This window comes from Coleofasciculus sp. G1-WW12-02 (genome assembly GCF_040219735.1).
In the GTDB taxonomy this organism is placed as follows: domain Bacteria; phylum Cyanobacteriota; class Cyanobacteriia; order Cyanobacteriales; family Coleofasciculaceae; genus Coleofasciculus.
Map to the genome: position 1 here is coordinate 138,811 of NZ_JAVJRX010000036.1, position 15,088 is coordinate 153,898.

General features: G+C 46.1%; 14 protein-coding genes. 5 read left to right on the forward strand and 9 right to left on the reverse strand.

Features of this window, described 5'->3' with window-relative positions; all coding sequences use genetic code 11:
- Positions 1-54: 54 nt before the first annotated feature.
- Both RID09_RS06295 and RID09_RS06300 read right to left on the reverse strand, forming a co-directional pair.
- Positions 55-222, reverse strand: coding sequence for a metallothionein (locus RID09_RS06295; protein ID WP_446335091.1), 168 nt, complete (start codon positions 220-222; stop codon positions 55-57).
- 434 nt (positions 223-656) lie between these two features.
- Positions 657-1,238 (reverse strand): hypothetical protein, encoded by a 582-nt coding sequence (locus tag RID09_RS06300; RefSeq protein WP_446335145.1) that lies wholly within the window; start codon positions 1,236-1,238, stop codon positions 657-659.
- Here RID09_RS06300 and RID09_RS06305 point away from each other — a divergent pair.
- Complete coding sequence (locus RID09_RS06305; protein ID WP_446335142.1) at positions 1,237-1,311, forward strand: PEP-CTERM sorting domain-containing protein; 75 nt, start codon at positions 1,237-1,239, stop codon at positions 1,309-1,311. The two genes, RID09_RS06300 and RID09_RS06305, sit on opposite strands and share 2 nt — an antisense overlap.
- 9 nt (positions 1,312-1,320) lie before the next feature.
- Here RID09_RS06305 and RID09_RS06310 read toward each other — a convergent pair whose 3' ends face one another.
- On the reverse strand, positions 1,321-2,745 hold the full coding sequence (locus RID09_RS06310; RefSeq protein ID WP_446335092.1) for a protein adenylyltransferase SelO: 1,425 nt from the start codon (positions 2,743-2,745) through the stop codon (positions 1,321-1,323).
- Positions 2,746-3,121: 376 nt separating this feature from the next.
- Here RID09_RS06310 and RID09_RS06315 point away from each other — a divergent pair, with 376 nt between their 5' ends.
- A complete protein-coding gene (locus RID09_RS06315; protein ID WP_446335093.1) occupies positions 3,122-3,373 on the forward strand; it encodes a chlororespiratory reduction protein 7 in 252 nt (83 codons plus the stop codon).
- 269 nt (positions 3,374-3,642) lie between these two features.
- Complete coding sequence (locus RID09_RS06320; RefSeq protein ID WP_446335094.1) at positions 3,643-4,890, forward strand: cation:proton antiporter domain-containing protein; 1,248 nt, start codon at positions 3,643-3,645, stop codon at positions 4,888-4,890.
- Positions 4,891-5,034: 144 nt separating this feature from the next.
- On the opposite strand, the gene RID09_RS06325 is transcribed toward RID09_RS06320, so the two are convergent.
- A complete protein-coding gene (locus tag RID09_RS06325; RefSeq protein ID WP_446335095.1) occupies positions 5,035-5,586 on the reverse strand; it encodes a DUF2854 domain-containing protein in 552 nt (183 codons plus the stop codon).
- A gap of 353 nt (positions 5,587-5,939) precedes the next feature.
- On the opposite strand from RID09_RS06325, the gene RID09_RS06330 reads away from it, so the two are divergent.
- Together RID09_RS06330 and RID09_RS06335 are read left to right on the forward strand one after the other, a co-directional pair.
- The gene (locus tag RID09_RS06330) at positions 5,940-6,200 is read left to right on the forward strand and encodes a hypothetical protein (protein ID WP_446335096.1); all 261 of its coding nucleotides are present in this window, start codon (positions 5,940-5,942) and stop codon (positions 6,198-6,200) included.
- A 141-nt stretch (positions 6,201-6,341) separates the two neighbouring features.
- Positions 6,342-6,527, forward strand: coding sequence for a hypothetical protein (locus tag RID09_RS06335; RefSeq protein ID WP_446335097.1), 186 nt, complete (start codon positions 6,342-6,344; stop codon positions 6,525-6,527).
- 297 nt (positions 6,528-6,824) lie between these two features.
- Here the strand turns inward: RID09_RS06335 and RID09_RS06340 are convergent, their stop codons facing one another.
- The 5 genes from RID09_RS06340 to RID09_RS06360 form a co-directional block, all read right to left on the reverse strand.
- Entirely contained in the window at positions 6,825-7,358 is a 534-nt protein-coding gene (locus RID09_RS06340; protein ID WP_446335098.1) for an NAD(P)H-quinone oxidoreductase subunit J, read from the reverse strand.
- Positions 7,351-8,100, reverse strand: a complete 750-nt coding sequence (locus RID09_RS06345; protein ID WP_446335099.1) for an NADH dehydrogenase subunit K — start codon at positions 8,098-8,100, stop codon at positions 7,351-7,353. Before RID09_RS06345 ends, RID09_RS06340 begins: the two co-directional genes overlap by 8 nt.
- Positions 8,091-8,453: a photosynthetic/respiratory NAD(P)H-quinone oxidoreductase subunit C gene (gene ndhC, locus RID09_RS06350; RefSeq protein ID WP_446335100.1), complete on the reverse strand. Its 363-nt coding sequence runs from the start codon at positions 8,451-8,453 to the stop codon at positions 8,091-8,093. The genes RID09_RS06345 and ndhC overlap by 10 nt, the downstream gene beginning before the upstream one ends.
- Positions 8,454-8,667: 214 nt before the next feature.
- Positions 8,668-12,723: an amino acid adenylation domain-containing protein gene (locus RID09_RS06355; RefSeq protein ID WP_446335101.1), complete on the reverse strand. Its 4,056-nt coding sequence runs from the start codon at positions 12,721-12,723 to the stop codon at positions 8,668-8,670.
- Positions 12,724-13,327: 604 nt separating this feature from the next.
- Positions 13,328-14,776, reverse strand: coding sequence for an amino acid permease (locus RID09_RS06360; RefSeq protein ID WP_446335102.1), 1,449 nt, complete (start codon positions 14,774-14,776; stop codon positions 13,328-13,330).
- Between the last annotated feature and the right edge of the window lie 312 nt (positions 14,777-15,088).

The following is a 15,088-nucleotide window of genomic DNA, read 5'->3' on the forward strand; positions in this document are numbered from 1 at the left end:
ACCCTACACCCTGCCTCCTATTCAAGTAGCTTACCCGCCCCTTCAGCGACGTGACTAAGCGTGACATGCACAACCCGAATGCCCACAGCCAGCTCCGTTGGGATGACCGTTAGCGCAAGCATCGCTACAGTAGTATTTGCCGTCTTTTTGCACGGCTGAATCGGGACTTACCATGCACTCACAGGAGTCACAGGCACATTGGGTTTGAGTGGCAGTTGTCATTACTTCTCTCCAGAATAGAGTTTGACTCAATATCTGAACAGGTCTTCAGATATTTTTTTTATCGTAACACCTGAATAGTCGTTCAGATGTTAAATTTCTCTTAAGGTCTACCTCAAGACGATAAGTTACTCTGTGATTAAAAACTGCCAAAACCCTTGATGTACCGTAGGAGGGGCATCGTCACCAGTCTTACTCCGCAAAATCCCTGACAAGGGTTTCAGGCATTTTTACTCTTTCCCTTACCAGGGAAAGGTTTTCAGTCCCTAGATGGGGTATAAAATGTCTACGTCCCACTATAATAATCAGCCCATGCAGAAGGGGTTTCAGTTGAGTAAGTCAATGTTTGTATATAATTGAAGCTGTAAGTCATCGGATAAAAGTTTTTGGTGTCAAAAATCAACGCTATTTATTTTTGTATCTTGACCTAGTAATGCTTATTCTATGTCCGATAACTTAAATGTGTTTTGATAGTTATAATAAAGCCAATCAAAAATGAGTAGCATTTTGGAATCGAAGAACAATTCATTGTGTTTTGCCTTAGTTGCCAGTTTGTGCGGCTTATTTTTTTTACGTCCTTCTGAAGCTGCAATAATAAGTGTAAGTACGGAAAATCTAAGTATAGATCCACAGACAAGTGATATTATAGTTAACCCTCCAATAGTAACGGGTAGTGATAGCAGTTCCGGTGGTAGTATCACAATTAGCTCGGGAAATCTTAGTCTTAACTCTCCAATAGTAACGGGTAGTGGTAGTAGTCCTGGTGGTAGTATCACAATTAGCTCGGGAAATCTTAGTCTTAACTCTCCAATAGTAACGGGTAGTGGTAGTAGTCCTGGTGGTAGTATTACAATCAACTCGGGAAATCTTAGTCTTAACTCTCCAATAGTAACGGGTAGTGGTAGTAGTCCTGGTGGTAGTATCACAATCAACTCGGGAAATCTTATAGTAATTGGCAGTAGTAGTTCTGATAGTGTTGTTTTTCCTAGTAATACTCCTGTCCCTGAACCCTTTACCATTTTAGGTTCAGCAACAGCGCTCGGCTTTGGAGTCTTATTTAATCGAAAAAATTCAAAAAAGCAGAAGAAATAAACAAGGGGTCTATTCCTTGACTTGTAAACGTCTCACCAACTCATCAAACGGTTGCCAATTATCGTCCTGATCAATCGCTGCCCAAACCTCTTCAATAACAGGTCGTAGTAATGCGGTTTTCGGATTCTTCTCCTGTAACCGCTCAGTCATTTTCTCCAACTCATCTGTTGACAAATCCTGCAATATATGGTGGTATAATTCGCACCAATTGGCTAACAACACTTGCTGTTCAGCCGACTGGCAAAACGAGACCTGATCAGAAATTTGTGAGACATCATCGCGCCAAGTGGGGTGAAACTGCTGGGTCAATTCGGTGAAGAAGGCATGATATCCTACCTGAGTTTCCTTTAACAACTCAATCGTCCTCTTCAATAACTCATTCCCTTGTGGTTCATTCACTTGCTCAAATCCCAGCTTATTCAGCATCAACTGTCGATAAGCTTGATGATAGTGTTCGTCATAAGCCGCTAACCCAGCTTCCATATCAGCAACCGGAATCACCATGCCTAACGGCTGCTGCAACATTTCTAAATTCAACCGACAAATACTCGGTTGATTGCCATAACAATAGCGTCCATAATAGTCGAAATACGCCGCCGTGAACACAGGATTATAGGTGGGGATAAAAGCATAGGGACCATAATCAAAACTTTCCCCCGTAATCGACATATTATCCGTATTTAAAACAGCATGACAAAAGCCAGCTGCCATCCATTGAGCAACTAACTCTGCCACTCGTTTCACTAACTCTGCATAAAATTGGCGATATTGCTCAACTCTATCCTTCTGTTGCAATAGATGGGTGTAGTAACAGTCAATGGCATGATCAAGCAGCGTTTTGATTAAATCCCCACGTTTAAAATAGCGCAACCGTTCAAACGTGCCAAACCGGATATGAGAACGACTCATCCGTACCATCACCGATGAACGAGTTGGAGATGGTTCATCCCCTCGCCACAACTGTTCCCCGGTTTCAATCAGACTTAAACAGCGACAAGTACGCACACCCAAACTATGCAACGCTTCCGCCGCGAGGACTTCCCGTACTCCACCTTTGAGAGTCAATCGACCATCCGCACCCCTAGAATAGGGAGTTGTCCCTGAACCTTTCGTGCCAAAATCATAGAGTTCACCATCGGTTCCCCGCACTTGACCATAGAGAAACCCGCGACCATCTCCCAATCTAGAATTATATTCGCCAAACTGATAACCGTGATAGCGCAAGGCTAAAAAGGGTCGTATGCCCACAAATTTACCAAAAGCCTGGATAAAATCACTATCTGCTACCCTTTGCGGGTCTAACCCTAAAATTGGCAGCAGTTGGTCATTGCGGAACCGCAGGTGATGACAGGGGAATTCGGCGGCGGCGACTTCATCAAAATAGTCATAGCCGAGGGATTCTAAGGCTCTTTCGTATTCTAGGGAGAGAAACATATTGATGTTGGTCAATTGAAGCTAAATGTAGGAGAGTACATTTATAATAGTCTCCTGCTGCTCGGCTATGTGGATAATCTAGCCCATTGGCAGTATTCTAGTTACCGTGAAAGCTTGGAATAGTTTCTCTACCGTTGAGCAATCGCAAAGTCACGCCTAAACCTGAAATAACAGGTTCTCAAAAAAAGAGGGAGTCATTGGGGTTGCTCGTGGGTCTTAGGAATCCGTCATCTAAGGTTAAATATGTTCAATTGGATTTGTTTAATCTGAAAACGGAATGGGAAACAGGGTGAAACCTGCTTCCAGAATCTAAAACTATAGCGTTAGCTTAGTTTTAATTTTTCAATAACTGTTGAACTAAATCCTGGAATGAACCATGCCAGATTCAATCATGTATCAAGAAGATGCTTATGTGGTTCTGGAAACGAATCAACCTGAGCAATTTCTCACACCGGAGGAGTTACTGGAAAAACTTAAATCCATTTTGGCAACACGGCAGGATAATTTACCCCGTGATTTACAGCAGTTTTCCTCTGTAGAGGAGCAAGCCAAGTATTTAATGGAAACCTCTTGTGACTTAGACATGGAACCTGGAGAATATTTGCAATGGTATGTCGTGCGGCTATAAAAGCCGTAGTAAAAAAGAACTCCTGATCTCAAAGATTTGGATTTCTTTTAAAATGGACTTTTTAAAATTAACCTCTCAGGTAGTTTATGTATCTCAATGTAATTGCCTTACTATCACGATAATCTACCTAGGGGTATATTTAGAACATTACAGTTTTGTTTTAACTTAGAGAGAATGATTCAAGTTTTGGTAAAAACGATAATTTAGTTAAAAAAATTATTAACTAAATTGTTAATAAATCCCTGTCAACCAGCCCTATCCTACTCATAATGAATCAGCTAAACATTGCTATAACCGCCATCGCCGCACTGGTTGTGGCTGTGGGGCTACTCTCTAAACCACTGCGGCGGATGTATTTTTCCGACTCGACGATTGCGCTGCTGTTGGGCGTTCTGATGAGTTCAGATGTTCTGGGGTGGCTTGATATAAGTAGCTGGTGGGGCAATAAAGAACTTCTGATTGAGGAAGTTGCCCGTTTAACCCTTGCCATTGGTTTAATGGGTGTTGCCCTACGCATACCCAAAGGATATGTTCCCCGACATTGGAAGTCTTTAGTGGTGATACTGGGGCTAGTCATGCCCCTGATGTGGTTAAGCAGTGGTTTACTGGTGTGGTGGTTATTGGGTCTTCCCTTTGGCGTAGCCATGCTGATTGGGGCAGTGATAACACCAACTGATCCGGTTGTCTCGACGGATATTGTTACGGGTGTCATTGCTGAGGAAAATATTCCCGGACGCCTACGTCACCTCATCTCCAGTGAATCAGGGTTGAATGATGGGCTAGCGTATCCGATAGTTTATCTACCCATTCTATTCCTGACGCGATCGCCAGGAGAAGCTCTTTCCCATTGGGTGCTGCACACCTTACTTTGGGAAATCGGTGTCGCTGTTTTAGTGGCTGTATTTTTGGGTTATACGGCGGGTCGATTATTAGTCTGGTCTGAAAAGAAGGACTTAATTGAGAAAAAGTCGATTCTGGCTTATACAATTGCCCTTTCACTTCTGGCATTGGGGGGAGCGAAGTTACTGGGTAGCGATGGTATTCTAGCTGTTTTTATAACAGGATTAGTGTTTGATGGATTGGTGAATACTCAGGAAAGAACTCAGGAAGAGCGAATCCAAGAAGCTGTGGATCGCTTCTTTACTCTACCCATTTTTGTGTTATTGGGTTTGGTAATGCCCTGGCAAGACTGGCTGCAACTGGGCTGGAAAGGCTTACTGCTAGTGGTAGCTGTCTTGTTCTTGCGCCGCCTCCCCGCAATCTTGGCTCTCAGTCCTTGGATTAAGCGCCTACATGGTGTCTCAGATCCTCTGTTCGTGGGTTGGTTTGGTCCCATTGGCGTTGCGGCTCTTTACTACTCTCATCTAGCGCTGCGCCTCACAGGTAATCATCAGGTTTGGGTGGTTAGCAGCTTGATGATTTTTGCCTCTATCCTCGTCCATAGTATTAGTGCCACACCTTTGAGTCAGCTCTATGGCTCTAAAAATCAGCATCGCCAAGCATCTGAAGCTCACTAGATCATGGATTCACTCATTGAAAGAATCTGCAAGAAAGTGGAGGTTGCTGGGTTGGTTCGTAGTTGCGCTGTCTTCGCTAAAGTCCACCGACAAACTACACAGCACATCATCTCCCCACTTTCCTGCCTAATAGTCTCAATTTAATCAGGTTTGGGATGCCGCAATCAACGCCACATCAACCTGGTCTTCCTCAGATTGGCTCAATTCAACTCGGATATTCGGACCGAAAAACTTCTCAATCTTTTCCCGCTTTTGTTCCCATGTTTCAAAAGGAATCAGTGGTGAGTAAAATTCCAGTACTAAAGTGTAAGCGCCATCCACTATAGTTTCTCGTAAACTATTGAGGACAGGGCGTTCCTCATCGCTAGGAGAGAGACCCAAACTTTCCAGGGAGCTATCCAGGTGAGCGTCTTGACCGTAACGATAACGCATCACATCTTGGCGAATTTGGTTTTGAATGGGAGTAGCCGTCTGCTGTCGCTGTTGTAACACGTCCGGTGGTGTGGGTTGACTTAAGGGTACAGGCTTGAGTTCGGCAGCTTTCAGGGCAAAACCACCCAGTAAGATGGGGACGCCGTAGAAAAATCCCACTAAATTTAAAGTGGCGTTTTCGGTGGCATAAGCCACAAAGCCGATGATGGTAAGTACTCCCCCAACCCACAGTCCTACCGTTCCCAAGGAAATTTTGCGTAACATCTTAATTCAACTATCTACACAACAATCACTTTAGCTTAAACGGTGGGAAGTCCCGCGCTGTAATCATAGAGTCAACATCGTCTTGTCTTCGTTATACTAGGCAAATTCGCTCTCAATACTGCAAAGGATAGACTGATCACCCATAGTTCCGCTTTTTGATCCCCCTCTATCTCCCTTCCGTCCCCCTTGGGAGATCCCCCTCCCGTCCCCCTTCAAAAGGGGGAAGCCAGAGGATGCTTCGCTTTTTGTTCCATGGGGGAGACCAGCGGATAGTCTAGTATTCTCTGTAGCATAGTAGGTAAACAGTTTTTATACGACCAGTTTGATTGAATCGGTTGTTATCTTTTTTTAAAATGATTCAAGAAAAAAAGCAACAAGCATCCTCAAAAAAACACCGTTTTCTCGATCAGCTTGATTCGTTAAAACGCGAGGATGAAACCCTTAATAACATTCTAGCTGTTGATGTTTGGGCGTTAGCAAAAACCATGGATGAATTTTATCCCGGCTTTTGGTCAGCGTTTATGAAAAATCGCGAAAAGGCATTAAAGCGATTTATTGCCGAAGTGATAAAAAATAAACCGCCTAAATCCAAGCGCCCCCCTTTCCTCAGCTAGCACACCAGTCTAGTACCGTTACCTGGGAATTAAAAAGCTTGCCCTTTAGCGAAGCGAAGAGGAAAAAACAAGTGAACGGCGAGAAAATGTCTGTTACGATATCATTCAGGTAGACATCAAAGGAAACAAAGGATACTAATTATGGATTCACAAGCTATGCGAGAACGCATAACCGTAATTGAGAGTAAGCGACAGTTTCTCGTCCAACTTTTGGAGCAACCTAATTTAGGGATTCTCAGAATCGATGTCAATCAAGCCCTAGAAGAACTTGACGAACTGATTGATGAATTTAAGCGAACATTTCCTGAATCTATCGGTAATCCTTAAGCAATACTATCAAGTTCGGTAGCATCGGTTGTGTATAGTGGGGAAGGGGTAGAAGGGTAAAAGGGTAAGGTTTTTGTCCCAGTAGAAAGACGCGAGCAAGATGCTCGCACTACTTTCTTTTGCCCAAGCCCACACTATACTCGTAGAGTTAATGTGAGCAGTTGAGTGACGTACTCCCGACGCTGACTGCTTAGGCGGTACGGCGCGGGCTTCTCCTCCCAGAACGGGATTCGCGTTTATAGTGAGGCGAACGCAAGAGCCCCACTTTCTTGATGAGCATCCCAGAGTTTACCTAAGTTAATAAGCATCCTGCAATTCATAGAAGTCGGGCGAGATATAATCCTTCCGCAGGGGCCAACCCACCCAATCTTCCGGCATCAAAATCCGCTTCAGGTTGGGGTGTCCTTCATAGACAATGCCAAACATATCGTAGGTTTCCCGCTCTTGCCAGTCAGCACTCTTCCAAATCCAATAGACTGATGACACCGTGGGATTTTCTCGCGGTAGAAATACCTTCACCCTGACTTCTTCAGGTTGCTCAGCATTATCGCTAACCTTAGTCAAATGGTAGAAACTGACCAACTCTTCCCCAGGACCGACATCATAGCCACCTTGACATTGCAGGTAGTTAAACCCATAAGCATACAAAGCGGTGGCAACGGGAATCAATACCGACCGATGTACCTTAATCACCTCAATTCCCAGGTGGTCTGGTTCCATTAACTCGGTTTCAAAACCGTTTTCCTGGAGCCAGCCGTGGACTTTTCCCGTCTCTACCAGTGGGGATTCTTCAGTATTCTCTTGTGTCTGTTCTTTTGATTCTTCAGCCACGATTCACCTCCTGCTGTTGAGCAGACTTCAGCGCAGGTGGCACAGGCATTCCCATCGCTTCGGTTAACTCCTGGGGCGGAGTTTGACGAGTTTCAGACAGCAAATACTTACCCGTAAGCACTTCTGGTACAACTTTCATGCTATGAGTGGTGCTGTAATAGCGGTGGGTTTGACTCAGGCTTGCCCGTTCCTGCATGGACTCATTCGCCACCTTTTTGCGAAGTTTAATAATTGCATCCATGATTGCTTCTGGACGGGGTGGACAGCCGGGAATATAAACATCCACGGGAATCAACTTATCGACACCACGCACAGTTGTTGGCGAATCGACGCTGAACATCCCCCCGGTAATCGTACAAGCCCCCATCGCAATCACATATTTAGGTTCTGGCATTTGCTCATACAGACGCACCATCGCTGGTGCCATTTTCATCGTGATTGTGCCAGCGGTAATAATCAAATCCGATTGTCGGGGACTAGAACGGGGCACTAATCCAAAGCGGTCAAAGTCAAACCGAGAGCCAATCATCGCGGCAAATTCAATAAAACAGCAGGCTGTGCCATACATCATGGGCCACAGGCTGGAAAGCCTAGCCCAGTTGTACAGGTCGTCTACTGTCGTCAAAATGACGTTTTCTGAGAGGTCTTGCGTGACCTGAGGACGACTGATGGGATTGAGGATTTTCTCTTTTTGTTGCTGCTGTTGGGAAGCAGCGTTTGTTGTATCTGTATTCATGACCATTCTAAAGCTCCTTTGCGCCAAGCGTAAACGAGAGCAACGACAAGAATTGCAATAAAGATGAGTGCTTCGATAAACGCCAGTAGTCCTAGCTGATTGAAGGCGACTGCCCAGGGATAGAGAAATACGGTCTCTACATCGAAAATCACGAAGACCAGGGCAAACATGTAGTACCGGATATTGAACTGAATCCAAGCACCCCCAATCGGTTCCATGCCAGATTCGTAGGTCGTCCGGCGTTCGGGGTCACGGATGTTGGGTCGCAGCAGCTTAGAGGCTGCCAGCGCTAGGACGGGGACTAAACTGCTTGCCAGTAAGAACCCTAAAAAATATTCGTAGCCGCTAAGAACAAACACAATGGGTAAGTGTCCCTAAATCTTGTCGTTATTACTTCTTTACATTCTCTTATCCATTATAAGGGTCGTTGGTTTTCTGCAAATTGAAGTGGGTCAATGGTTTTTATTGTCAAAGCTAATCATACGCTTGCTTTACCGTTGAACCACCATCTGTAGGGGCACGACATATCGTGCCCCTACTCTAGGGGGGAGACAACCTTAGGGAATCAGGACTTCAGACCAACTGGTTGTAGGCAAGGTAAGCTTGAATTACCTGGCTATTGACTGGCGGGCAGACAATATTCGTTCCGGCTAAGCCGGATAAAGTATTCTGGGAGTCAAACGCCTGAGAGACTAAAGCCGCTGTTTCCAGATAGGGACGCTGGTTTTCACCCACCCATTGAGTAAACAGGAACACCAACGGACTCAAGACATTGTCAGGCTGGGAACTGGCAACCTGAATCAGCTTGTCTTGCCAGGTGGAATAGTCCATCCACTGTAGAGGATGACCGATCGCGCGGATTTCGTCCACCAGTTGCTCTAAGGACACCATCTCCGGACTGACCAAGTGAAACGCTTGACCCCATAAATCTGGCTGCTGGGACAGATGGACGATGGATTGGGACACATAGTCTACAGGAGTCAAGCTGAGATTTAACTCTAACTCCGGCGCACTCCCCAATTGAATCAACCCTTTAATTAATCGGTCAATCAGGTCCCCCGGTTGAGACGCCCCAGTTTGGCTATGTCCCGTAATCATACCCGGTCGGTAAATCGAAGCCGGAATTCCCCGTGCGTGGGCTTGTTTGACCAACTTCTCACCCACCCATTTACTCTGGGCATAACCGTCAGATAATTCCTCCCCTGACTCTAAGCTATCCTGTTCTAAAATTACCGACATTTGAGCATAGCGCGGAGATTGAAACACATCCAGCGTCGAGACGAAGTGAACGGGTTTAACCTTGGTTTTGCTGGCTAATTTGAGAATCTCTTGAGTTCCCAGAACATTGGCGGCTCGCAAGGCGCTGTAAGGATAAATTAAATTGACAAACGCCCCATTGTGATAGATGGTGTCAATCTCGCTGGTTAACGCTTCGTACTGCGACTCCGACAGTCCCAACCGAGGTTGAGCTAAATCACCCAACACAGGGACAACCCGCGACTCCAGCTTATCGGATGAGAGTAAATAGCGGTTGAAGTTCGCCGCAATCTTTTGCTGAGCAGCCTCTAAGGTTTTGGCACGCACTAAGCAATAGACTGTAGCATTAGTGTGCTGGAGTAATTCCTGCAATAAAAATGCGCCCAGAAAACCTGACGCACCTGTAATCAAAATCTTTTCCGGTGCAGTGTCCGGCTGACGATAAGGCTTTTCTGGATAAATCGTCCCATCCAAAACTGCGTCGTTGGCTAAATCCGTGACCGCAATTTTACCTGTAACCGTTGTCCCATCCCCTTGGTCAGGTTGAGACGGATCATCGTGAGTCTTTGCGGTAATGGTTTGAGCCAGTTCCGCCACTGTAGGCGCTTCAAATAGAGCAAACAACGGTAACTCTACCTGAAACAGTTCTCGCACCTGAGACAACAGTTGCGCCGTCAGCAGCGAATGTCCCCCCAGTTCAAAGAAGTTGTCATAAACACCCACACGCTCAACATCCAATACTTTTGCCCAGATTTGTGCTAACTCCTGTTCAACGGGTGTGCGCGGTGCGACGAAGGTATCCTGGGAAACTTGTTGCGCCTGGTTAGGGTCAGGTAACGCCTTGCGATCAACTTTTCGGTTGGGTGTTAGGGGCAGACTATCCAGTAGCACAAAGGTAGAGGGAACCATATAAGCCGGTAGCTTATCACTCAAGAATGATCGCAACTGCGCCAGAGATAATCCTTGAGTTTTAATAATATGCTCAATGCTCTGATGGATTTGCTCCTGCTGGGTGGGCGTGGTCTCAAAAATCACCCCGGCGTTTTCCTCAACATGCCAAGCGACAGTGCCATGCAGCCACAAGGGATTTTGCACCCCTGGCAGTTGCACCCGTAATAGTATGGGTTGGTTGTTTTGCCAAAACGTTGGGGTCAGTGCTTTTAAGCTAATCCCATTGCGGCTGAAGTTTTGCGTCGTTACTCCCACTTGTTGACCCGACTCAAATTCAGCAAGGCAATTAATCTGGAGTGGAATGCGCGGTTCTGTCCGCAGATTTCCCAGACTGCGATGGAGTTTCGCCTTCTGGCTGGGTGTGGTGTCAAACTTGACGCCAACATAGTCTTCAACATGCCAAACAATGATTCCTTGTAGCCATAGCGGGGTTTCGACTCCGGGCAATTGTAATCGTAGCAATAGGCGTTGATCCGTTTGCCAGAGTTCAGAAGTTGATACCTTTAAGCAAATCCCCTCATGGCTGATATTTTGCGTCATCACCCGGACTTTTTCCCCGGACTCCAATTCCGCCAGACAATTAATATTTAGGGGTATTCGAGGTTCTTGGCGGCGTAAGTCATGAACCACCAATCCCTGGGTTTGGGCAATGTGTTTGATACTCTGACGTAAAAGCGCCTGTTGGGTCGGTGTGGTGTCGAGTCTTACTTCTATCCGTTCCTGGGATTTTGTGGCGATGGTTCCGGTGAGTTTAAGTTCATCGGGGACGCCGGGAAATTGACAACGCAGCGTCAAGGATTGACCGTTTTGGCAAGGGGTGGTTCCATTGATTAAGGTGATGCGATCGCAAGAGAAATCGCTGGTGGTTAATTCAATTTCTGGATTCCCTTGGTACGCTACCCAGCACGTCGTTTGCAGGGGGATATGTTCGACATTCAAGTCACTGACGAGATAGGCAACCAACCGTTTTTCGCCAGAACTGTCATCACGGGCGACAACCACCGCGTCTCGGATACCCGCATGTTGATAGAGGGCAGATTCAATATCGCCGAGTTCAATCCGGAAGCCACGAATTTTTACCTGATGATCCAGGCGACCTAAACATTCGAGAGTCCCATCGGGTAAGTACCGGGCTAAGTCTCCCGTGCGATAGAGACGGGCATCCGGTTCTAAACTAAAGGGATCGGGAATAAATCGTTCATCGGTTAGGTCAGGTCGGTTGAGATACCCTCGTGCTAAACCCACCCCACCAATCAGTAATTCTCCTGGTTCTTCCAGAGGTACAAATTTAATCGGGTCAGATGAGTTTTGCTCAGGATGAGCCAGGTAAATTTGGGTATTGGCAATGGGGCGACCAATGGGTATTGATTTTTCCGCCGATTCCACCTTATGCACCGCTGACCAGATTGTGGTTTCCGTCGGTCCGTACATATTCCACAGGGAACCACTCCGTTCTAGGAGTTGACGCGCCAACTCGCGGGACATGGGTTCTCCACCACAGAGAACTTTAAGCTGGGGATTTCCCTGCCAACCTGCGGCTAACAACATCCGCCAAGTGGCGGGGGTGGCTTGCATGACGGTAGCACCGGATTCTTGCAAAACTGGGATTAACTGAGCAGCATCTGCGGCTACATCTGGCGTCACTAACACAATATCAGCGCCAACGATTAAGGGTAAATACAGTTCCAATGCAGCAATATCGAAGCAGATGGTGGTTACAGCCAGCAGGGTGTCATCTGGGGTGAGTCCGGGTGCGATACTCATTGAGGTGAGGAAATTTACCACCCCACGATGCAGGACTTGTACGCCTTTGGGTTTACCGGTTGAGCCGGAGGTGTAGATTGTGTAGGCTAGATTGTCAGGTGTGACGCCACTGTCTAAGTTCTCCTGACTATGTTTAGTAATTGCCTGTTGATCTCTATCCAGGCACACTATTCTTGCTTGGGTTTTAGGTAACCGGGTCAGTTGTTCTTGTTCGGTGACGAGAACGGTGACTTGGGAATCTTCAATCATCAACGCTAAGCGTTCTTGGGGATAGGCGGGATCAAGGGGGACATAAGCGCCCCCAGCTTTGAGAATCCCCAATAGACCAATCACCATATCCAGCGATCGCTCCATACATATCCCTACCAGTACCTCTGGTTTAACCTGTAGCGTTTGTAAGTAGTGAGCAACCTGATTAGCGCGGTGGTTCAGTTCCCGGTAGGTTAGGGTTTGACCCTCAAACCGAATCGCGATTTTGTCAGGCGTGCGACGCTCTCCTTTTTCAATGAGCTGATGAATACATTGAGCGGCGGGATAGTGGGTTTGGGTTTGATTTAACTGTTCAAGTCGCTGCTTTAATTCACGTTTTCTGTTTGTATCCGGAATACCGTCAAGTTGAGCAACTTCTAATGATGATTTATAGAAACGATTCATCATGATTTCCCCTTGGAACAGGTTTAGCGTGGTCGTTGTTTTTGGTTGAATTCGGTGATGTTCAATTCACAAGCAAGCTAGCCATTCGCTATTCTTCTCTGATACAAAGAGCATTTTTTTACTGTCACCTATTTACTCCAATTGTCTCACTTAACTTCAGTATTTCGCTTGAGCAATATTTTTTTAATTATTGCTAAACCGCTATCTGAATTTTAATTTCTGGTCTTTGCTTCTCAAGGGGGTGGATAACACTCATCCATCACTAGGGCATGACATAAACGATTTAATGTTCCTCGATTACAGTCTCAGAAAATCATCAATTTATTCGGTCATAGCGATACAAGAGGGGTAAAGTATCTGTCACGATTGAGTTTGTCGGCTTTTGTCGCCTGTAATACAAGCGTATGACTTGTATTTTCTCTTTTCGTATAGTATTCCAATTCCCCGATCTGAGCAACAAGATGATGGGAACTTTACGGAGTCTTTAAAATAGCGAGGTACACAGACAGATCCCCGACAACTCCTACGAAGTCGGGGATCTTGCTTGAGGGTGTACCTCATCAACCACCAAATCTGCTGTAAACCCGCCCCGACTCCCCTATCTCCCCTACTCCTGATACCAAGTTAACCCTAGCGCCGCCGTTTCTTCTGGCGCTTGAGCCACCAGTCGATTACTCCGGAACACTAAAAAGTAGACACTTGCTAAAATCAGCGCTACGCCAATCCCCCAAACACCGCCTCGGTAATTAGGTATGGAAACACAAGCAACTAGGGCAAATGTGGCTAAAGCCAAACCCACAAATGCTCCCGCCGTTCCCAATGGACTTTCGTAGGGTTTGGGTAAATTAGGATTCCCTTTGAGCTTCATGTAGCTAACCATGACCAAAATATAGGAAATTAATGCCCCAAACACAGCCATATTCAAAATCACGGCATCTACGGCTTCAATACCGATATTCACCAGTAGCACACAGAGAAATCCAATCGTCGCCCCCACAATTAATGCCCGATGGGGGGTATTCGTTTTACTCGTAACCGATAGCCAACGGGGTAAGTACCCAGCACGGGATAGGGAGAAAATAATCCGTCCGTAGGCAAACATATTACCGTGGAGACTGGCAATTAAACCACAAATCAGTGCGAGTGCTGTGACAATGGTACTGGTAGCGCCTGCGCCAAAATAAGCCTCTAACCCATCTCGTAGGGGAGCATCGGATTGAGCAATCGCCGCCGCGCCCCCGCCAACACCGGAGTTAATCACCACGGTGAAAATTGACAGAATAATCAGAGTAAACATGCCAGAAATCATTCCCGTTGGCATATCCCGAGGCACATCATCAGTTTCCTCAGCCGTCATGGGTAGTTGTTCAATCGCCAGATATAACCATATCGCAAAGGGAATCGCGCCAAACACCCCAAACCAGCCTTTCGGTAACCAGGTTTGTGACTGTTCCGGTTCAGCCGGAATATTAAACAGTAGGCTAAAACTAAATTCACCCGATACCAGCATACTTACATAGAAGATGGCTAATACCGTCATCGCGATGATAGTTAGCCAAAGACAGACTGTCACACTCAGTTCAAAGCCTCGGATGTTAATCGCCAAGAAAATAGCGTAGGCAAACACCCAGATAAAAAAGCTGGGCAGATTGGGTAATAAGGGCTTGAGGTAGTTGCTTAAACTGAAAACCAGCGCCGCATTGGCGAGGACATATTCAATGGTGACGGTAATCCCACAAATAAACCCCCAAAAAGGACCGAGGGCATAGCGTGTGAACGAGTAGAATCCGCCAGCATAGGGGAGGGCGGCTGAGAGTTCGGCGCTGCTATAGACCAAACAGAGATACATGATTGCCATTAAGAAAGCGGCAATACTAAACCCCCAGAATCCTCCGGAGGCTAAACCATAGTTCCAACCATAGAAATCACCTGAGATAACAGCGCCAACCCCTAAACCCCATAAGAGTAAACCCCCGGCATTTCCTTTCAATTGTCGGCGTCTGAGATAGCCATTATTTACTGTTTCGTAAACAGCAATACCTTGAGAGTGTTGCATAGATAAACCTTATATTCAACTGTTTACCTTGCACCCCAATAATTCTTCATTCAGCTCAAACCTTGGGTTGTTTAAGTTCACAAGATTGGACGGCGTTTCCTGCTATCTTTTTCCCCGAATGAGAGAAAAAACGAACGCCGCCCGTTCCTTGTTAATTGTTGATTGCAAAGAACCCTGTAGCTTGCTTGGAGAGAAGCGAGTAGCATCTAGTTCTTTGACAGCATCATTCCATCATTCAGCAGATCGTAATACAGATCCGGATTGACCGCTAAGTTAGTTTAATTGCTGATATAGCGCTATTATACTCGCCAA